The 19,914-nt window shown below is 65.7% G+C and carries 13 protein-coding genes, 3 pseudogenes and 1 riboswitch; of the genes and pseudogenes, 11 read left to right on the top strand and 5 right to left on the bottom strand.

What is annotated here, in order from left to right; genetic code table 11:
• The 11 genes and pseudogenes from ssuC (at window position 1) to NMB96_RS23005 (ending at window position 12,654) form a co-directional block, all read left to right on the top strand.
• Window positions 1-795 carry an aliphatic sulfonate ABC transporter permease SsuC gene (gene ssuC, locus NMB96_RS23050; protein WP_023904873.1) on the top strand — a complete coding sequence of 265 codons (795 nt, stop codon included), beginning with the start codon at window positions 1-3 and terminating at the stop codon, window positions 793-795.
• Window positions 792-1,628 (top strand): ATP-binding cassette domain-containing protein, encoded by an 837-nt coding sequence (locus NMB96_RS23045; RefSeq protein ID WP_255085833.1) that lies wholly within the window; start codon window positions 792-794, stop codon window positions 1,626-1,628. The genes ssuC and NMB96_RS23045 overlap by 4 nt, the downstream gene beginning before the upstream one ends.
• 223 nt (window positions 1,629-1,851) lie before the next feature.
• Window positions 1,852-4,437 (top strand): ATP-dependent chaperone ClpB, encoded by a 2,586-nt coding sequence (gene clpB, locus NMB96_RS23040; RefSeq protein WP_023904871.1) that lies wholly within the window; start codon window positions 1,852-1,854, stop codon window positions 4,435-4,437.
• 124 nt (window positions 4,438-4,561) lie between these two features.
• The gene (locus NMB96_RS23035) at window positions 4,562-5,470 is read left to right on the top strand and encodes a DUF6624 domain-containing protein (protein ID WP_023904870.1); all 909 of its coding nucleotides are present in this window, start codon (window positions 4,562-4,564) and stop codon (window positions 5,468-5,470) included.
• Window positions 5,471-5,629: 159 nt separating this feature from the next.
• Window positions 5,630-6,916, top strand: a complete 1,287-nt coding sequence (locus NMB96_RS23030; protein ID WP_255085829.1) for an O-acetylhomoserine aminocarboxypropyltransferase/cysteine synthase family protein — start codon at window positions 5,630-5,632, stop codon at window positions 6,914-6,916.
• Between the two features lie 661 nt (window positions 6,917-7,577).
• Window positions 7,578-7,800, top strand: a riboswitch (cobalamin riboswitch).
• A gap of 115 nt (window positions 7,801-7,915) precedes the next feature.
• A complete protein-coding gene (btuB, locus tag NMB96_RS23025; RefSeq protein WP_023904868.1) occupies window positions 7,916-9,793 on the top strand; it encodes a TonB-dependent vitamin B12 receptor in 1,878 nt (625 codons plus the stop codon).
• A gap of 41 nt (window positions 9,794-9,834) precedes the next feature.
• A pseudogene (locus NMB96_RS23650) lies at window positions 9,835-9,987 on the top strand (cobyric acid synthase); the annotation flags it as partial.
• Window positions 9,971-10,396 (top strand): annotated as a pseudogene (locus tag NMB96_RS23020) (bifunctional adenosylcobinamide kinase/adenosylcobinamide-phosphate guanylyltransferase); the annotation flags it as partial. The pseudogenes NMB96_RS23650 and NMB96_RS23020, both read left to right, overlap by 17 nt.
• Window positions 10,393-11,439 carry a nicotinate-nucleotide--dimethylbenzimidazole phosphoribosyltransferase gene (gene cobT / locus NMB96_RS23015; RefSeq protein WP_023904866.1) on the top strand — a complete coding sequence of 349 codons (1,047 nt, stop codon included), beginning with the start codon at window positions 10,393-10,395 and terminating at the stop codon, window positions 11,437-11,439. The pseudogene NMB96_RS23020 and the gene cobT, both read left to right, overlap by 4 nt.
• A pseudogene (locus tag NMB96_RS23010) lies at window positions 11,436-11,680 on the top strand (histidine phosphatase family protein); the annotation flags it as partial. The gene cobT and the pseudogene NMB96_RS23010, both read left to right, overlap by 4 nt.
• Window positions 11,681-11,739: 59 nt before the next feature.
• Window positions 11,740-12,654 (top strand): AraC family transcriptional regulator, encoded by a 915-nt coding sequence (locus NMB96_RS23005; protein ID WP_225970121.1) that lies wholly within the window; start codon window positions 11,740-11,742, stop codon window positions 12,652-12,654.
• Here the strand turns inward: NMB96_RS23005 and NMB96_RS23000 are convergent.
• Genes NMB96_RS23000 through NMB96_RS22980 form a run of 5 tightly spaced genes read right to left on the bottom strand, consistent with a single transcriptional unit; the run spans window position 12,552 to window position 19,821 of the window.
• Entirely contained in the window at window positions 12,552-13,847 is a 1,296-nt protein-coding gene (locus tag NMB96_RS23000; protein ID WP_255085827.1) for a type III PLP-dependent enzyme, read from the bottom strand. The genes NMB96_RS23005 and NMB96_RS23000 overlap by 103 nt on opposite strands.
• Window positions 13,844-15,613, bottom strand: coding sequence for an IucA/IucC family protein (locus NMB96_RS22995; protein WP_043889384.1), 1,770 nt, complete (start codon window positions 15,611-15,613; stop codon window positions 13,844-13,846). Before NMB96_RS22995 ends, NMB96_RS23000 begins: the two co-directional genes overlap by 4 nt.
• Window positions 15,591-16,799: an MFS transporter gene (locus NMB96_RS22990; RefSeq protein WP_023904863.1), complete on the bottom strand. Its 1,209-nt coding sequence runs from the start codon at window positions 16,797-16,799 to the stop codon at window positions 15,591-15,593. The genes NMB96_RS22995 and NMB96_RS22990 overlap by 23 nt, the downstream gene beginning before the upstream one ends.
• A complete protein-coding gene (locus NMB96_RS22985; RefSeq protein ID WP_043889383.1) occupies window positions 16,796-18,598 on the bottom strand; it encodes an IucA/IucC family protein in 1,803 nt (600 codons plus the stop codon). The genes NMB96_RS22990 and NMB96_RS22985 overlap by 4 nt, the downstream gene beginning before the upstream one ends.
• A complete protein-coding gene (locus tag NMB96_RS22980) occupies window positions 18,595-19,821 on the bottom strand; it encodes an ATP-grasp domain-containing protein (RefSeq protein WP_023904861.1) in 1,227 nt (408 codons plus the stop codon). The genes NMB96_RS22985 and NMB96_RS22980 overlap by 4 nt, the downstream gene beginning before the upstream one ends.
• Window positions 19,822-19,914: the final 93 nt, after the last annotated feature.

Genomic DNA, 19,914 nt, shown 5'->3' with positions numbered 1-19,914 from the left:
ATGAGTACCCCCTCGCGTCGTTTGGGCAATCTACTAGTGCCTTGGCTATTGCCATTGGCCTTGTTGGTGGCCTGGCAGATCGCCGCCTCCGGTGGCTGGTTGCCGCAGCGGATTCTTCCTGCGCCGGACGCGGTGCTGCGTGCGGCTGTCACGCTGGTGCAAAGCGGCGAGTTGTGGCAACACCTGGCGATCAGCAGCTGGCGTGCGGCAGTCGGCCTGGCGATCGGCGGTAGCATTGGTTTTGCACTGGGTCTGCTCACCGGCGTGTCGCGCGTGGCCGAGCGTCTGCTCGACAGTGCCTTGCAGATGCTGCGCAATGTGCCGCATCTGGCGCTGATTCCGCTGGTGATCCTGTGGTTCGGCATCGACGAGGGCGCCAAGTTGTTTCTGGTGGCGCTGGGCACCTTCTTCCCGATCTATCTCAATACCTATCACGGCATCCGCAGCGTGGACCCGGCACTGATCGAGATGGCGCGCAATTACGGCTTGCGTGGCCCGCAGCTGTTTGTCGATGTGTTGTTGCCGGGTGCGTTGCCGTCGATTCTGGTCGGGTTGCGCTTTGCGTTGGGTTTGATGTGGCTGACCTTGATCGTGGCCGAGACGATTTCCGCAAGTTCCGGCATCGGCTATCTGGCGACGAACGCGCGCGAATTTTTGCAGACCGACATCGTGGTGGTGGCCATCTTGCTGTACGCATTGCTCGGCAAGCTGGCCGATCTGGCTGCACGCGGATTGGAAGCCTGGTGGTTGGGCTGGCACCCGGCGCAGCAACAGCGTGCGGAGCTGCACCGATGAGCGCGGTCGAGACCGGCCTGCCGCTGACCTTGCGCGGGATTGGCAAGCGTTATGGCGATGCCGAGGTGTTGCGCGGCATCGATCTGGACATCGCGCCCGGTGCCAGCGTGGCGATTGTGGGGCGCAGCGGCTGCGGCAAGAGCACCTTGTTGCGCGTGATCGCCGGGCTGGAAGCGGCCGATACCGGCACGGTCGCCAGCGGGCACGCGCCGTTGGCTGCGCAGCGTGATGCGGTGCGGCTGATGTTTCAGGACGCGCGGCTGCTGCCGTGGAAGCGGGTGATCGACAACGTGGCGCTCGGCCTGGGGCGTGCCGGGCGTGCCAAGGCGCAGGCGGCATTGGACGCGGTGGGGCTGGGCACGCGCGGCGGCGATTGGCCGGCGACGCTCTCCGGCGGTCAACGCCAGCGCGTGGCCCTGGCGCGTGCGCTAGTGCATCGGCCGCGGCTGTTGCTGCTGGACGAACCGCTGGGCGCGTTGGATGCGTTGACGCGTATCGAAATGCAGCAGCTGATCGTGCAGCTGTGGCGGCAGCATGGTTTCACCCTGGTGCTGGTCACCCATGACGTGGCTGAGGCGAGTGCGCTGGCCGACCGCATTGTGCTGATCGAGCACGGCCATGTCGGCTTGGATGTGCCAGTGCCGGTGCCGCATCCGCGTGTACCAGGCGCACCGGCGCTGGCGGCGATCCAGGCGCAGGTGTTGTCGCGTTTGCTGGGGACGGCGCAGCTGCCGGTGCCAGCGGCCACGGAGAACGCCGAGGACGCCAAGGATGCCGATGCGCGGCAGGGCGCTGCGACGCACGCCACTGTGCCACTGCGGCGGATCGTCTAGCAGGCCGGTCGTCGGCCCGAGTTTGTCTAAGCCAACGCCGATGCCAATGCGCAAGGCAAACCCGTTTCTCCAACATCGCGCGGCCCACACCAAGCAGCGTGAGCCGGCCCTGATGCCCCTCATCTGCACTTGCCGCACCCGTCAAACCTTGAAACCCCGCACAGCAGCCGCATCTGCACGGTATCGTCGGCGTCGCCGGCCACCAGTTCAGAGGATTATCCCCATGCGGATGGACAAGCTCACCTCGCGGTTCCAGCAGGCGCTGGCCGACGCGCAGTCGCTGGCCGTGGGCCGCGACCACAACATCATCGAGCCCGTGCACGTGCTCGCCGCATTGCTCGACCAGAGTGGCGGCAGCACGCGCCCGCTGCTGTCGCAGGCCGGCGTCAACGTGCCATTGCTGCGCGAGCGGCTGGGCGAGGCGCTGGACACGCTGCCCAAGGTGTCGGGTCAGGAAGGCAACCTGTCGATCGGCAACGATCTCAACCGCCTGCTCAACCAGACCGACAAACTGGCGCAACAACATGGCGATGCCTTTATCGCCAGCGAGTGGTTCGTGCTGGCCGCGGCCGACGATGCCAGCCCGCTGGGCGTGGCGCTGCGCGCGGCCGGCGGCGACAAGAAAAAGATCGAGGTCGCCATCGACAAGCTGCGCGGCGGCGAAACCGTGCAATCGGAAAACGCCGAGGAACAACGCCAAGCGCTGGAAAAATACACCATCGACCTGACCGCGCGTGCGGAGAGCGGCAAGCTCGATCCGGTGATCGGCCGCGACGAAGAGATCCGCCGCACCATTCAAGTGTTGCAGCGGCGCACCAAGAACAACCCGGTGCTGATCGGCGAACCCGGCGTGGGCAAGACCGCGATTGTCGAGGGCCTGGCGCAACGCATCATCAATGGCGAAGTGCCCGAAGGCCTGCGCGGTAAGCGCGTGCTGTCGCTGGACATGGGCGCGCTGATCGCCGGTGCCAAGTTCCGCGGCGAGTTCGAAGAACGGCTAAAGGCGGTGCTCAGCGACCTGTCCAAGAACGAAGGCCAGATCATCCTGTTCATCGACGAGCTGCACACCATGGTGGGCGCAGGCAAGGCCGATGGCGCGATGGACGCGGGCAACATGCTCAAGCCGGCGCTGGCACGCGGCGAGCTGCATTGCATCGGCGCCACCACGCTGGACGAATACCGCAAGTACATCGAAAAAGACGCGGCACTGGAGCGGCGTTTCCAGAAGGTGTTCGTGGGCGAGCCGACGGTGGAAGACACCATCGCGATCCTGCGTGGCTTGAAGGAGCGCTACGCGGTGCATCACGGCGTGGAGATCACCGACCCGGCGATCGTGGCCGCCGCCACCTTGTCCAACCGTTACATCACCGACCGCCAGCTGCCGGACAAGGCGATCGACCTGATGGACGAAGCGGCATCGCGCATCCGCATGGAGATCGACTCCAAGCCGGAGGAACTCGACCGCCTGGAGCGCCGCCTGATCCAGCTCAAGATCCAGCGCGAGATGCTGAAGAAGGAAAAAGACGACGCCTCGCGTCAGCGCCTGGCCGATCTGGAAACCGACATCGACAAGCTCGAGCGCGAGTTCTACGACCTCAACGAGTTGTGGAAATCCGAGAAGGCTGCGCTGCAGGGCACTACCAAGGTCAAGGAGCAGATCGAGCACGCCAAGCTGGAACTGGAGGCCGCGCAACGACGCCAGGACTACGCCAAGATGAGCGAGATCCAGTACGGCGTATTGCCGCAACTGGAAAAGCAGATGGCGCTGGCCAACGAAGTCGAGCATCACGACTTCAAGCTGGTGCAGGACCGCGTGACCGCTGAGGAAATCGCCGAGGTGGTGTCGCGCTGGACCGGCATTCCGGTCAACAAGATGCTCGAAGGTGAACGCGACAAATTGCTGCGCATGGAAGACGAACTGCACCATCGTGTGGTCGGTCAGAACGAGGCGATCAAGGTGGTCTCCGATGCGGTGCGGCGTTCGCGCGCGGGCCTGTCCGACCCCAATCGCCCGAGCGGCTCGTTCCTGTTCCTGGGGCCGACCGGCGTAGGCAAGACCGAGTTGTGCAAGGCGCTGGCCGATTTCCTGTTCGACAGCACCGAAGCGATGATCCGCATCGACATGAGCGAGTTCATGGAGAAGCATTCGGTCTCGCGGCTGATCGGTGCGCCTCCGGGCTATGTCGGTTACGAAGAAGGCGGCTATCTCACCGAGGCGGTGCGTCGGCGCCCGTATTCGCTGATCCTGCTGGACGAGGTGGAAAAGGCGCATGCCGATGTCTTCAACATCCTGCTGCAGGTGCTCGACGATGGACGCCTCACCGATGGCCAGGGCCGCACCGTGGACTTCCGAAACACCGTGATCGTGATGACCTCCAACCTGGGCTCGCACCAGATCCAGGAGCTGTCCGGCGACGGCAGCGCCGAGGCCTATACCCAGATGAAGGCGGCGGTGATGGGCGTGGTGCAGGCGCATTTCCGCCCGGAGTTCATCAACCGGCTGGACGACATTGTGGTGTTCCATCCGCTGGATAAGGCACAGATCAAGTCGATCGCGCGCATCCAGTTGCATGGGCTGGAGAAGCGTTTGTCCGAGCGCGGCCTCAAGCTGGATCTGGACGATGCCGCGCTGGAATTGCTGGGTAATGTCGGCTTCGACCCGGTGTATGGCGCACGCCCGCTCAAGCGCGCGATCCAGTCGCAGGTGGAGAACCCGCTGGCGCAGCAGATTCTTTCCGGGTATTACATCAGCGGCGATACAGTGCGTGTGCGTGCGCAGGGCGGGCATCTGGAATTCGGAAAGGCTTGATCGGAGGGCGGGTCGTCCCGCAGGATGTGTGGGTGGCTCGTCTGCGTCATTCGGGTCGTTTTGGAGCGTTGCAAACCGTCGCGCGCTTCTCCAGTCGAACGTCTCATCTGACAAGGAACTTCAGATGCGTATTGCGTATGTTCCGATCTACCTCGGCGTCGCCTTCGGATTGGCATGTTCCCTGCACGCAGAGGAAGTGCCGGATATTTTCGCCGCGCTTAAGGCCTACGAGGCAAATGACTATGCGCGTTGTGCAGAGGTGATGGGCGCATTGCAGCGCTCATCCGGCGAACTGCCACAGAATGGCGAACTCCTGCGCGCAGAATGCCTGGCGGCAGCGGAACGGACCGACGTGGCGATGCGCTATCTCGAGGAGGAAATTCCACGGGGGCGCATTTCCATCGATGATTTGCGCAGCAAGGATCGGCCCGGCCTGAATCGGCTAAGAAAGATGCGCGGGTGGCCTGTGCTGTTGGCGAAGGCCGAACGCATCAGTGCGCAGCAGGCGGCACTAAATCCGCAATTGCGGCAGGAACTGCTTGTGCGCGTGGAGAAGGATCAGCAGGTGCAAGAGGCAGCAATTGGAGCTGGGGGCAAGCCAGCCGACTGGGCATCTACTATGCCGGTGATGCGCGAAAATACCGAATGGCTCAAGCAGGTCGTCGCGACGCAGGGATGGCCGGGACGGCGCCTGGTGGGCGAAGACGGCGCCAATGCAGCATGGACATTGGTACAGCACTCCGACGCCGATCCAGCGTTTCAGGTGCAGGTGCTGGCACTGATGGAAGCGGCGCTTGCCAAGCAGGATGTGGCGCCTGACGATGTTGCGCTGCTCACCGATCGTGTCTTGCGCGCGCAAGGGAAGCCGCAGCGCTACGGCACCCAGTTTCAGACCGGTGCGGATGGCCACATGTCGTTGCAGCCTACTGAGGACGAAGCAGGCCTGGATGCGCGTCGCCTCCGCATGGGACTACCTCCCATGGAGCACTACAAAAAGATGTTGCACGACGTCTACCACAAGCCGGTGCGCTGATCGACGGGTGGAGGGGCTCAGTATTGCCGGCAGCCATTGCCGGCGCGCGGGTGCGCCGTTGCAGGACCTGACAGTTGGCGATGTCGTCATAGCGTGCTGTTATGAGAGGCATGGCAGCAGCCGCGTATCGTCCTCGTCTTCTAACGAGCGAGCCGCGCTATGACCGATCCGCAGTGGAAGCCTGAAACCATCGCCGTGCACGGCGGCTACACGCCCGACCCGACCACGCGTGCGGTGGCGGTGCCGATCTACCAGACCGTGGCCTTCGCGTTCGACGATACCCAGCACGGCGCGGACCTGTTCGACCTCAAGGTGCAGGGCAATATCTATAGCCGCATCATGAATCCGACCAACGATGTGCTGGAGCAACGCGTGGCTGCGCTGGAAGGCGGCATCGGCGCGTTGGCGCTGGCATCCGGGCAGGCGGCGGTGACGTATGCGATCCAGACCATTGCCGAGGCTGGCGACAACATCGTCTCCTCCAGTGCGTTGTATGGCGGCACCTACAATCTGTTCGCGCATACATTTCCGCAGTTCGGCATCAGCACGCGCTTTGCCGACTATCGCGATCCACAGGCGTTCGCGGGATTGATCGATGAGCGCACCAAGGCCGTCTTCGTCGAATCGATCGGCAATCCGCGCGGCAATATCACCGACATCGAAGCGGTGGCGGCAGTGGCGCATGCGCATGGGGTGCCGTTGATCGTGGACAACACCGTGGCCACGCCGTCGTTGTTGCGGCCGATCGACTTCGGCGCCGACATCGTGGTGCATTCGCTAACCAAGTATCTGGGCGGCCATGGCAACAGCATCGGCGGGGCGATCGTGGATAGCGGGCGCTTCCCCTGGGCAGCGCACAAGCAACGGTTTCCGCGTCTCAACGAGCCGGATGTGAGCTATCACGGCTTGGTGTACACCGAAGCGTTGGGTGATGCTGCTTACATCGGTCGTGCGCGTGTGGTGCCATTGCGCAACACCGGTGCGGCGCTGTCGCCGTTCAATGCATTCTTGATCCTGCAAGGCATCGAAACGCTGCCGTTGCGGATGGAGCGCATCAACGCGAATACGCTGGCGATTGCGACGTATCTGCAGGGGCATGCGCGGGTTGCGTGGGTCAACTATGCCGCGCTGCCGGATCATCCCGAGCATGCGTTGGCGCAGAAGTATCTGGGCGGGCATGGCTCGGGTGTATTGACCTTCGGCCTGCCCGGTGGACGCGCGGCAGGTGCGCGGTTTCTGGATGCGCTGCAGTTGTTTACGCGGCTGGTGAATATCGGCGATGCGAAGTCGCTGGCGACGCATCCGGCGTCCACCACGCATCGGCAGTTGGGCCCGGCCGAGTTGGAACATGCCGGGGTGAGTGAAGACACGGTGCGGCTGTCGATCGGCATCGAACACATCGACGATCTGCTGGCGGATCTGGAGCAGGCGCTGCAGGGCGCGTGAGGTGTCGATAGCCGTTTGAGGGTGCGCGTTCTCCGGGCACCGCCAAGCACGCGGTCTGTTCTGGCTTCGGTCAGGGCGCCAGCGCGGCCGGGGATTGGCTCCTCGGCTCGGTCAGACATCCTGTCTGACTCGCCGCCGCGGCACATCCCTGTGCCGCTCTCCGCCAATCCCCGGCCACGCTGCCGCCTCGGCACGTCGCTTCCATGACCCAGAAATCTTGAACAAGCCAATGAAGCGTGGGTAGAAGCCCCTTTTCCCGCCGGTGACAGCTAGCCCCTCTCCCGTCGGGAGAGGGGTTGGGGTGAGGGTACGGGGCGAAGCCCACTCACATTTACTACGTCAAGCTCAGCGCCGCACTTGGCTAAAAGTTGCATGCACTTTCTTCAGACATGGCATGAGGCTTCGCCCCGCACCCTCATCCGCCCCTTCGGGGCACCTTCTCCCAATGGGAGAAGGACAGCTTTAGCCCCTCTCCGTCGGGAGAGGGGTTGGGGTGAGGGTACGGTTGACCAAATATTTCTCAGTAGCCGCACTCTCATCCGGCGTTGCGCGCCACCTTCGCCGGGCGGGAGAAGGAATTGGGGATTCACCATCCAGGCGCGTGGCGAGGCGCTGCGCTTGGCCGGTTGCCGGAGACCGCTGAGGCGCCAGCCAATCCTGCTACCATGCGCGCCCCTGAGGTGACTGCTGCTTTACCGGTGGTTTAAACGGGAATCCGGTGCGCGCATCGCCTTGGCGAGCTGCAATTCCGGAGCTGCCCCCGCAACGGTGGGCGAGGTCAGATGCCGCATTACGCCACTGTGCAGTCGCATGGGAAGGCGCGGCATCGGAGGCGCAAGCCTCCACTCGCGAGCCCGGAGACCGGCCTGAGGGATTGAACCGGCACGCGGTGGGCGTGGCCTTGATCGTCTGGCGCTGCGGCGTCGGGCGTCTGGCCCGTTGCTGTTTGCCGCCCCATTGCCCCCGCGCGGGTAGGCGCGGTTCCAGGAGCAGCAGTCGATGTCCCTTTCTTCCGTTTCGCCGCGCCGCGCGGTGCTCGCCGTGTGCCTATCGTTGTGCGTGGTCAATCTGGCCCAGGCCGAGGCCGCCATCGATCTCGACCAGGTCGTGGTCACTGCTTCGCGCACCGCGCAGACCCAGGACCAGACGCTGGCGCCGGTCACCGTGATCGACCGTGCGCAGATCGAGCGCCGCCAGGTGAACTCGCTGCAGGATCTGCTGCGTGGCGAAGCCGGGGTGTCGCTGGCCAATAACGGTGGCCCGGGCAAGCCGACCTCGCTGTTCCTGCGCGGTACCGAGTCCGACCAGGTGGTGGTGCTGATCGACGGCGTGCGCATCGGTTCGGCTACCTCGGGCGGCGCGGCGCTGCAGGACCTGCCGATCGAACAAATCGAGCGCATCGAAATCGTGCGTGGCCCGTTCTCCAGTTTGTATGGTTCCGAAGCGCTGGGTGGTGTCGTCCAGATCTTTACCCGCCGCCCGCAGGGAAGCTTCGTGCCCACCTTCAGCGCGGCGTCGGGCAGCGACAACGCGCGTCGTTACAGCGCGGGCGTGGCCGGGCGCAGTCAGGGCGATCTGAGCGAGCGCGGCGGCTGGTATTCGGCCAACGCGGTGCATGACCAAACCGATGGCATCAACGCCTATCTGGACACCAGCTCCAGCGACTACGATCCGGATCGCGATGGCTATCGCAACGATTCGCTGAGCGTGCAGGGCGGCTGGCGCTTCAATCGCCAGTGGGATGCGGACGTGCACGCCTTGCGCGCGCAGAGCCGCAACGAATACGACGGCTCGGCCTTCGGCGGTAACGTGTCCAAGGGCGTGCAGCAGGCGGTCGGCGGCCGCGTGCGTTACGCACCCACCGATGCGCTCAAGTTCACTGCCAGCGTCGGCAGCAGTTCCGATTTGAGCGATGCGTATTACGAAGGCGCGTATCTGTCCACCTACGACACCCGCCGCAAGCAAGGTTCGTTGCAGGCCGATATCGATGCCGGCGCTGGCCTGCTGACGGTCGGCTTCGACTGGCAGCGCGATGCCATCGCCAGCAGCGACAATTACAATTCCGATAGCCGCATCGACCGCGCCGCATTCGCGCAGTGGCAGCAGAGCTTCGGCACGCAATCGTTGCAGGCCAGCCTGCGTCGCAACGACAACAGCCAGTTCGGCGGCAAGACCACCGGCAGCCTGCTGTGGGGCTGGGATTTCGCCGAGCATCTGCGCCTGACCGCCAGCTACGGCACCGCGTTCAAGGCACCGACCTTCAACGAGTTGTATTACCCCGATTTCGGCAATCCGTTGCTTGGGCCGGAGACCTCCAGGAGCGCCGAGCTCGGTCTGCGCGGCAACTACGACTGGGGCACCTGGACGCTGAGCGCGTTCCAGACCCGCATCGACGATTTGATCGCCTACGACGCGTCGTTGGTGGATGCGGCGCATCCGTTCGGGCAGCCGAACAATATCGATCAGGCGCGCATCCGCGGCGTGGAGGCCGGTTACGACACCGAGCTGGCCGGCTGGACCGTGCGCAGCGCGTTGACCTGGTTGCAGCCGGAAGCCGATGGCAGCGTCAATCAAGGCAACTGGTTGCCGCGGCGCGCGCGGCAGAGCGGGCGTATCGATGCGGACCGCAGCTTCGGTGTGTTCGGCGTGGGTGCCAGCCTGTTCGGGTCCGGCAAGCGTTTCGACGATCTGGCCAATACCGAGCGCCTGGCCGGTTACGGTCTGCTGGATCTGCGCGTGAGTTATGCAGTGAATGCGGAGTGGAAGGTGGCGCTCACTGCCAACAATGTGTTCGATCGCCAGTACGAAACCGCACGCTGGTACGCGCAGCCGGGGCGCAATTATCTGCTGACGCTGCGTTATCAAGCAGCGCAGTAAGCGCGGCGATCACACCGGCCGTGCTCACCGTCGGGTGAGCCACACTGCAGCCGCACAAGCCATTGCATCGCATGGACGGGCGGCTTGCATTGAACGACGCGGCGGTGAGCGGCTACGCGATCCACTGCGGCATCAGCACGGGTGCTGCGTTGACGCGGCCATTGCTGCAACAGGACGACGGCCGCGCCTTTGGACGAAGAGATGCGCGCCCGCATCGCGCATCACCGCAGCCAATGCCCGCCACATTGGCAGTGCGTGGAAGAACCCATCGCGTTGGCTGCCAGCTTGCAGGCACTGGCCGCGCCCGACCGCTGCGTGCTGGGGGATTGCCTAACGCTATGGCTGAGTAGCCTGCTGGGCGACCCGGATGCCGGCGTATTCGTGCACGAGCGTGATGCCTTGCTCGGCACCCTGCCGCAGTTGCCGGGGCAGATCGAGCTGGTCGGCAATGCGGTCGGGCAGGGCATCATGCCGTTGGGTGAACCGACGCGCCGGTTTGTCGACCAGGCCGGTCTGCTGCATCAGGCATTGGCGGTACAGTGCGAGCGCGTGGTGTTCGTCGTGGCCGGCTTGCCGATGGTGCTGAAAGGAGACGCGGTGTGAGTATCGATTGGATCCAGGGTGCCTGTGCGGTGCCGGATGCACGTGTGCGGGCAGCGGCGCTGGCCCGGCAGGGACAACTGACCAAGCCGCCTGGTGCGCTGGGTCGGCTGGAGCACCTGGCCGTGCAACTGGCGGCCTGGCAGCGCAATGAATCCCCCACGGTGCAGCGGATCTGGATTGCCGTGTATGCCGCCGACCACGGCGTCGCGGCCGAGGGCGTGTCTGCGTTTCCGCAGGCGGTCACCGGCGAAATGGTGCGCAATTTCGCCCGCGGTGGTGCCGCCATTGCAGTGCTGGCGCGCGAGCTCGGCGCACGCCTGGAAGTGGTGAATCTGGGCGTGGTTAACGACCCGGGCGAGTTGCCGCGTGTGCGCCGTGCCTGGATCGCGCCGTCCAGCGCCAACATCTGCGAGCAGCCGGCGATGACATCCACCCAGTTGCGCGATGCGCTTGCCGCAGGCGCCGAAAGCATTGCGCAGGCAAGGAGTTGCGATACGCAGCTGTTTGTCGGCGGCGAAATGGGCATCGGCAACACCACTGCTGCTGCAGCGCTGGGCTGCGCGCTGCTGTCGCAGTTTCCGCAGGCCATGGCCGGCGCCGGTACCGGGCTGGATGCCGAAGGCATCGCCCACAAGGCGACCGTGATCACCCGCGCGCTGGCCCTGCATGCCGATGCCTCTACGCCGCTGGAGCGGTTGCGCCGGCTAGGTGGTTTCGAGATTGCCGCCCTGGTCGGTGCCTATATCGCCGCCGCGCAGGCGGGGATTCCGGTGCTGGTGGATGGCTTCATCAGTACCGCCGCGGCGTTGGTCGCCACCCATCTCAATGGTGGCGTGCGCGAATGGCTGCTGTTCGGGCACCGCTCGCAGGAGCGCGGCCATGCCGCGTTGCTGCGCGCGCTGGATGCCGAACCGTTGCTGCAACTGGACCTGCGCCTGGGCGAAGCCAGCGGCGCAGCCGTCGCCATTCCGCTGTTGCGTCACGCTTGCGCACTGCACAACGGCATGGCCACCTTCGCCGAGGCCGGCGTTTCCGACGGCTGAGTGCGCAGATCTGCGTGTTGCGACACGGCGATACCGGCCAGCGCAGCTATCGCGGGTAGCTCGACGACCCGCTTACCGCGTTGGGCTGGCAGCAGCTGCGCACGGCCACCGCCGAGGCGTCTGCGATGTGGTGGTCGCCTCCACGCTGCAGCGCTGCGCATTGTTCGCCACCGAATTGGCAAACGCGCTGTGCAAAGCCTTGCTGCAGTACAGCCGCTTGCGCCGCCCTCACTGCGCAAGATCGGGACCGCGCGTCACGCCGAGCTACGCGATGCTGGGTCCGCCAACAAGGAATCGTCCATGCCAGCAGCCTCCGTCAGTTTCAATCGGCAACGCAGCGTCGAGCGCGTTGTGGCACACCTGCAGGCCAGCATTCGCGCCGGCGAACCGCTGCCGGATCTGGCCGCGCTGGCGGCCGTGGCGCAGCAATCGCCGCATCATTTCCACCGGGTCTATCGCGCGCTGGCGGGCGAAACCCTGGGGCAGACCATCGCGCGGCTGCGTCTGAGTTATGCGTTGCATCTGTTGGGCGAGCAGGCGAGTTCGGTGACCGAGGTGGCGCTGGCGGTGGGCTATCAGACCCCGCAGGCGCTGGCACGCGCGTTCCGTGCCGTGTTGCAGGCCAGCCCGAGCAGCTTGCGTAATGCGCCCGCCGTACGCGCACAGAAACTGCAGCAACTGGCCACGCCCTCGGTGCCGCCGCAGCTGTCCGGCGCGCCGTTGCAGGTGATGGTGCAAGTGCTCGATCCGCTGCAAGTGGTGGTGCTACGCCAGCGCGGCGCGTTCGACGATCTGGACCGTGGTTTCGGCCGCATCGCTGCCTGGGCCGAGCGGGTCGGTGCGATCGAGCAACTGCAGTCGCTGATCGGCCTGCCGCTCAGCGACCACCGCGATGTGCCGGCGCACCTGCATCTGTTCGAATGCGGCATGGCCTTCGACGCCGCACTGTCGCCGCCGGCGCCGTTGCACCTGCGCCAGCTCGACGGTGGCGCGCACGCGGTGCTGCGTCATGTAGGGTCGTATGCCGGTATCGAAGACGCGCTCGACCGCGTGCTCGCGCAGTGGCTACCGGACAGCGGCTACGCGCTACGCGATGCGCCGCTGCATTACCTCTACCTTGACGACCCGGAAACAGTGGCAGAGGGCGAGCTGCGTGCAGACATCCGGGTGCCGGTGCGGCTTTCTACGGAAGCGGATGCGGATGCAGTCGCCTGAGCCGCCACCGGCAAAAACACCATCTGCGGCGCTGGATGCATCAGGAACTGCTGATGCGAAATATTCCACGCATACGCACCGGCCAGCGGGAAGGCCAGGCAGTCGCCCGGCGCCAGTGCCGCGATAGGCTGGTTGCGTGCCAGCACGTCCTTGGGCGTGCACAGCTGCCCGACCAGCGTCACCGGCATGTCGCGCAGCACGGGCGCGCGCGCGCCACGCAGCACACGGAACGGATGATCGTGGCTTTGTGCGGCGGGGGTGCGGAAGTGATGGGTGCCGCCGCGGGCGATCGCAAACCAGGCGCCGTGGCTGCGCTTGAGGTCCAGCACTTCCATCAGATACCAGCCGCAGCTGGCACTGACATAGCGGCCCGGCTCCAACCGCAGGCGCAGTGCGTCGCCATGTTCGCGCAGCAACGCAGGCAAGCCGGCGCAGAAGCCGGCCCAATCGAACGACGATTCCGGCGCCAGATAATCCACACCGAAGCCACCGCCTGCATTTACCCGCAACGGGCCAAGCCCGTAGCGTTGCCGCCACTGCTGCACGGTGCGCAGATAGGCAGCGATCAGGTGCAGCTGCGCGCCGGCATCGCGCTGGTGCGACATCAGATGGAAATGGAAGCCTTCCAGCCGCAGCGAAGGGCTCGCACGCAGCCGATGGATTGCCGTATCCAGATCGTCCGGGTCCAGGCCGAACGGCGAGGGCTGCCCGCCCATCATCAGACGCGTGCTCTGCGCCCCGGGCACGGCGATGTTCATGCGCAGGAACACCGGCACGCAGCGGCCGGCCTGCGCTGCAATGGCGGCCAGACGTTCCAGCTCGCCCAGGCTTTCCACGTGCACGGTGCAATCGGGCAGCGCAGCGGCCTGGGCAAGTTCGCTATCGAGCTTGCCGGGTCCGCCGAACAACAACGCGGCCTGCGGTTGTTGCTGATGCAGCCAGGCGAGTTCGCCGCCGGAGGCCGCTTCGAAGCCGTCCATGTGCGGGGCGAGCGTGCGCAGGATCGGCGGCTCGGCATTGGCTTTTGCCGCGTAGAACAGCTCGCACTCGGCCGGCAATTGCGCGCGCATCCATGCCGCGTGTGCGTCCAGTGCGGCCAGGTCGTAGACGTAGGCGCAGATCGGGCCATCGCTGTGTTCGCGCAGGTGTGGCAACGCCTCCATCACTGCGGCGGTGTCGATGCGCAGGCTCATGCGGCCACCTGGCGTGCGGTTGTGATGCGTGGAATGGGATTGGGCAGCGCTGTGTAATCGGACTGACGATCCGCGCGTTGCCACAGCCGCGTGCCCAGATTGTTCTTGCCGGGTAGCGGCGCGCCGTCGATCAGGCCCTGCAGCGCGGCTTGCGCGCCATGCCGTTGCTGCCAGCGTGCGGCGATCTCGCCAACGCAGTGCCACAGGCGCGCTTCGAGTACGTCATCGCCTTCGGTGAGATGGAAGATCGCCTCGGCCAGATTGTTGACCAGCGCGCAATACGCCACACGATTCCAGCCCTGTTCCGGCGTGTAGTACAGCGATTGCCGCGCGCGCTCGCCCACGCCCTGCAAACGCGTGGCGGGCCAGTGGTGGGCGAGCAGCTTGGTGCCTTCCAGATCGCGGATCCATACCCGTGTCGGCCAGCCATCGGCAAAGCCGATCACGGTATTTTGCAAGTGCGGTTCCAACGCGATGCCGTGCTGGAACAAGGCACTCCACACACCATCCAGCAACAAGCCGGCATAGGCACGGAACCACAGCAACTTGGCGGTGTGGCGATCCATCTGCGCGCTGCCCAGTGCCTGCAACTTCGCTGCACACACGCTGTTGCCCTGCGCATCGCAGGTGAACAACGCGGCGGCCACCTGCGGCTGCCAACGCGCACGTTGTGCGGCAGGAAGGGTCTGCCGATACAGGATGCCGAAGCTCTCCGATAGCGCGCGTGCCGCAAGCGGATCGGTATCGTGCAGTGCCGGGTCCACCTGCCCGATCTCCAGCGAGGTGGCTGCAGGCTCCAGCATCACATCGAAGCCCGGTACCTGCACCGCCAGCGCACGCCAGCTCGGCGCCAGCAGCTCGGTGAGCGCGACCGCGCTTTCCAGCTCGTACCAGGCGTTCTTGCGCACGCAGTTGGTCAGCCGCACATGCACCGAACACTTGAGGAAATAATCCAGCTCCGGGTGATAGAGCGTGCGCACCGAGGAGGTTGGCCGCAGTGCATCGCCCAGCATGCCGACCGGCTCGATCACACCGCGTGCCTGCAAGCTGCGCAGCAGCGGGTCGTCGAGCAGCCGCTGCGCTTCCCACGGATGGCAGGGATACAGATCCTCGCTGCCGGACAGCTGCCGCAAGGTGGCACGTACATCGCGGCCTTGCATGCGCAACAGTCGTGGGTCGATGCGGAACCAGAACAGCTGGAACGCCGCACGCGCTTCCGGCGCGCAGGCCATTACCTGCGCAAGATCGATGCCCTCGCGACTCTTGGGCGTGGGATGCAAGGCATGCCCCCACAGCATCGATTGCTCGGCATCAATCATCGCCTCGCCGGTCGCTGCGGCGCCTTGTGCCTGTCGCAACAACGCAGCAGTGATCGCCACGCTGTTGGCGCTTTGCGCGAGCAGTTCCGGATTGACCGCCTGCGTGCTGCCTAGCGCCTGCAGCAGGCAGCGCGCCAAGGCATGCGCATCCAGGCTCTGCCACGGTTGGCCGGCGCTCTTGAGAAACGGCGTGGAGGCGAAGCGGCAGCGGCCCAGGCGATCGGAATAGGCAATGCGCACGCACAGCACGCCGGTGTCGCCCAGATCGATGCGTAGCCAGCGCTGCTCGGCCACGCGCGGGCCGGGGCGATCCAGCCCGCGATAATCGAAGTCCACTGCGCGCTGCGGAATCGCGAATTCGCGCAGGTAGCAGTTCAACCAGCAGGTGCAGGCCTGCGCGTCGGCCATGCTGTCGTACCAGGGGTCATGCATCGTGTGCGGCGACATCGGCGGATCTCCTCGAAGGGAAGCGCACCAGAACGGTGAGCGCAGCGGCTGCCGCAGCCAGCGCGGCAGCCAGGAAAGGGGTGGCAGGACCGGCCGCCTGGGCCAGCGCGCCGGCGGCAGCACCGGCGAACACGCCAGCCCATTTGCCGCAGGCATCGAAGCGGCCGAACAAGCGTCCGGCGCCGTGCCCGCTGGCGATCATGGCCAGGCTGCGGTTGAGCCCACACAGGCCGAACAACATGCCGAACCCGAACAGCACACGCGCCACCGCCAGCGTGATGGGGTCATGCAACAGCGCCTGCCACACGCAGGCCACGGCGAACAGCACCAGGCCAGGTACCAACCACGCCTCACCATCGCCGCGCCGCCACCAAGGCAGCACCACCAGATAGACCAGGTGCGGCAGGCTATAGAGCAGGCCGGCCAAGGCGTCGTGGCCGGCGCCGCGCGCCAGCGCATACGGGATGAAGTAGGGGAAGGTCACCACCATCGCGAAGCAGAACAGGAATTGCGCGATCAACAGTGCAGGCCACAGTGCGTTGGCCGTTGTGGTTGTCTGGGGTGAAGCCGACCGCGCCGACCCAGCAGCGTCTTGTGAGGGTGTTGACGTCGCAGTGGAAGCTGTCGGCCGGACCGCAGGCCGATCGGCCGGCAAACGCCAGGTCAGCGCGAACGCCAGCAGCGGCAACAGCGCGAGCGCGCGATACAGCGACTGCGCCGGGCCAAGCGCCAGTGCAAGACCCAGCAACGCAGGCGCGCTGACCATCGCCAGGCGCGCCGAATACTGCGTCCAGTCCAGCGCGCGCGCCAACGGGCCGGCCTGCGGCTGGCTGGCCAGATAGGCGTTGGCCGCCGCCAGCGAGCCGCCGCAGGTGCCTTGCACGATCAGCCCAATCACCAGCCAGGTCAGCGACGGTGCGAAGCCGGCGATCGCAAAGCCCACTGCCAGCCCCAGTTGCGCACGCAACAGCGAACGCTTGCGTCCATAGCGGTCGGCCAGGCGTCCCCAGGTACTGGCCGTCAACGCCGTGCACAGCGTCGGCAACACGTACAGCACGCCGCTCCAGCCAACCGCGGCCGACGGCGCCAGTTCGGCCAGCACCTGCGGCAGAAACAACGGCATGCCCAACGCGGTGAAGGCGGCCAGGTAATGCGCCGCCAGCACCGGGCCCAGAACACGCTTCATCGCTGAGCGCCCGCCTGCAGACGCAGCGTGTGCTGCGCGCCAGCGAATGCCTCGCCGAAGGGATTGGGCGCGCTATCCCCGTAGAACTTGTTGATGTCGCTCGCACCGGTGAGCTGTTTGCTGAGCAGGCTGCCGGCGCTGAGCAGGTACTTCACCGGCAGCCGCGGCGCGGCCAGCAGGCGACGCGCGGGGCTGGTGTCGATGCCATCGACGTCCAGTTGCGCCAGCGTCGAGGCGAACTGCGTCTGCAACTGCGTGTACAGCGGCGCACGCAGCGCGGGCTGCCATTCGGCCAGACCTTCCAGTACGGCCTGCAGATCCAGTTGCAGCATGATGGTGCAGAACATCTGCGCCAGGGCGTGCGGATCGTCCACCGCGATACGCGCGTCGTGCAGCGTGCCCAGAGTGTCGAGATCCGGCAGCTGCGCGCGCAACTGCGGCATCGCAATGCGCGCGGCGTCGTTGTCCTTCATCAACAGCCGCGTCGCCTGGCCATCGGCGTAGACCAGTACGCTGTTCTGTTGGTTGGCTTCCAGTGCGATGCCGTAGCGCAGCCACAAGCGCAGATGCACCGCGAGCAGCAGCTCCGTGTAATCGCGCCACCAGTTCAGTACATCACCCTGCATGAAGCGCTCGGCCAGATGGATCGCCATCGGCCGGCCATCCGGCAACAGCGCGCATAGCGCAGCAACCGGCACCAGCGTAGCGTCGTCCAGCGGCGGATAACGCCGCACCAGATAGGCCAGATGACGCGTCTCACCCACGTGCCCGCCATGCGATTCGTCCACGAACACGCAGCGGCCGCGCAGTGCCGGGTCCAGCGCATCGATGCGGCGCAACGCCCGCTCCAGCCAGTGGCCGTCGTACAGCGTGGAGGGCTTGATCAAACGCAGATTGAGCGCGCCCAGCGTGCGCATCGGGATCGGCAACTTGAAATGCAGCTGCGGATGCAGCAGCGGCACCAGCGTGCGCACCGACAGGGTAGGGCGCATCTCCAGCCAGGCCTGCGGTGCACGCAAGCTGCCTGCAGGCAGCGCGAAGCCGTCCTGCTCCAGCCGCGCCCACACCAGCGGATGCACCGGCCAGGCGATGTGCGTGTCGGCCAGTTCGGGCGGCAAACCCAGCGTGGCGAAGTCCGGCCACAGCTCGGCCGGTAACGCGCTGGTACAGGTGACCTGCGCACGCGGAATCGCCAGCCAGCGCAGCGTAAAGGTGGGCGCGAATTCGGGCGCGTAATCGCGCAGTTCCGATGCATCCAGCCCGGCCTTGGCGCGTGCGGTCGGATAGAACGGATGGTCGCGATAGCTCGCCAGTTGATCGCAGCGATACGCGCGCTCGTCCGCATCTTCATGCTGCAGCGCGTTGAGTAGCGCAGGTGCCTGTGCATCGTAGGCCTGGCGCGCCAGGCCGAGATGTGCAGCGGCGCACTCGGCTTCTTCGGCATAGGCGCGATGCAACTGCTGCGTGTCCATGTCGAGCTGCGCGCTCATGCGTTGCAGCCATGTCTGCGCACCGCGTTCGATATGCACACCGTCAGCACGTTGCACAATCCAGCTGTCGCCACAGGCGCTGATGTCCTGCAAGTAGCCCTGCCGGTGGATCGGCAACCACACCGTGCCATCGGGCAGGTGCGCGATGCGCCACCAGTCGTCCACCGGGCTGGGGTCGGTCCATGCCGCCAGCAGTGTTGCATCGGGTGTTGCGGCACTGCCACGCGTGGCGATCCCACGCAGGTCTTCGCGCAGGCAGGCATCGATGATGCGGGTGGCGATGTAGCGTTGGTCCGCTGTACTGCTCATGCGCGCAGCTCCGCGCTGTCGATCCGCCATTGCAAGCCCGCTTCGGCATGCACCACCGCCTGCTCCAGCGCCTGCGCATCGCTGGCCAGCGCGCTCAGCACACCCAGGTAATCCTTATTGGAATGGCTCAGCCGGATGCGTTCGCCCGGCGCGCGCATGCGCCGGTACTGCACATCGCTGTGCGCAGTGTGATGGCGGCGATCTTCGCTGGCGGCCACCAACTCGCCGTCCTGTTCGGCGACGTAGTAACGCAGCAAGGCATGTGCGCGATCGCTGCGCAGTTGCGGCAGCGGCAGGCCCAGATGCGGCGCCAGCGCGGCGTTGAACCACTGCTTGCCGAACATGCTGTCGAGCAGGAATTCGCGGCGGTCGCCGATGCTGCGGTAGTTGATCTCCACCAGCACCGGGCCGTCGGCGGTGAGGATGAATTCGCTATGGCATAGCCCGAAACCGACACCAAAACTGCGCAGCTGCTCCAGCGCCTGCGCAATCACCGGCGTGTCCACGCGTGCATCCCACTGCGCTTCGCATTCCACAAAATGCGGCGGCGGCGACAGCCGCACCTTGAATCCGCCCAGCGCCTGCAGCGTGTGGCCGTCGCCCAGCGTTTCCAGCGTAAATAGCGCCCCTTCCAGCATGCCTTCCAGCAACACGGTGCGCTGCGGATGGCGCTGCCACACATCGTCCAGATAGGCCTGCAATTGCACGGCATCGGCGCAGTGGCGCACGTCCAGACTGGCCACGCCTTCGCGCGGCTTTGCGACCACCGGCCACGGGATGCCGGCCGGCAACGCAGCGCCTGGCGCCAGCGTGCAGAACCACGGGGATGGCAAGCCACGCGCGCGCAACCGTTGACGCATTGCCGCCTTGTTCTTGGCCGCGTAACACACCTGCCAATCCTTGCCCGGGAGGCCGAGGCCGGCGGCAACCAGCGCGGTACTGGTCTGCAGATGATCGCTGTTGCTGAACACTGCGCGCGGCGACACATCGGCGTCGTGCAGCACGTCCAGCACGCCGAGCGGATTGAACACATCGCATTCGATCACCCGCTGCGGTGCGTGCGCCGGGTGCTCGCGGAAATAGCTGAGGTGATCGAGTCGGTGATCGGTCAGCAGCCACACCGGCAGGCCCAGCGCGTGCGCGGCAGGCAGAAAGCCTTCGGTGATGGCCGGATGGCAGACATGGGTGAGGATCACCAACGGTGCAGCGGATGTCGCAGTCATGGCAGCTCTCGATTCAACAGGACGGTGGAAAAACCGGTACTGAAACGGGCTGCCTGACGCCGCGGGGCGTTGGGTGGCCTGCGATGCGTTGAT

The sequence above is a fragment of the Xanthomonas hortorum genome (assembly GCF_024339125.1).
Lineage (GTDB): Bacteria > Pseudomonadota > Gammaproteobacteria > Xanthomonadales > Xanthomonadaceae > Xanthomonas > Xanthomonas hortorum.
Note: the sequence above shows the minus strand (reverse complement) of the source record. Positions and strands in the feature narration are given on the sequence as shown.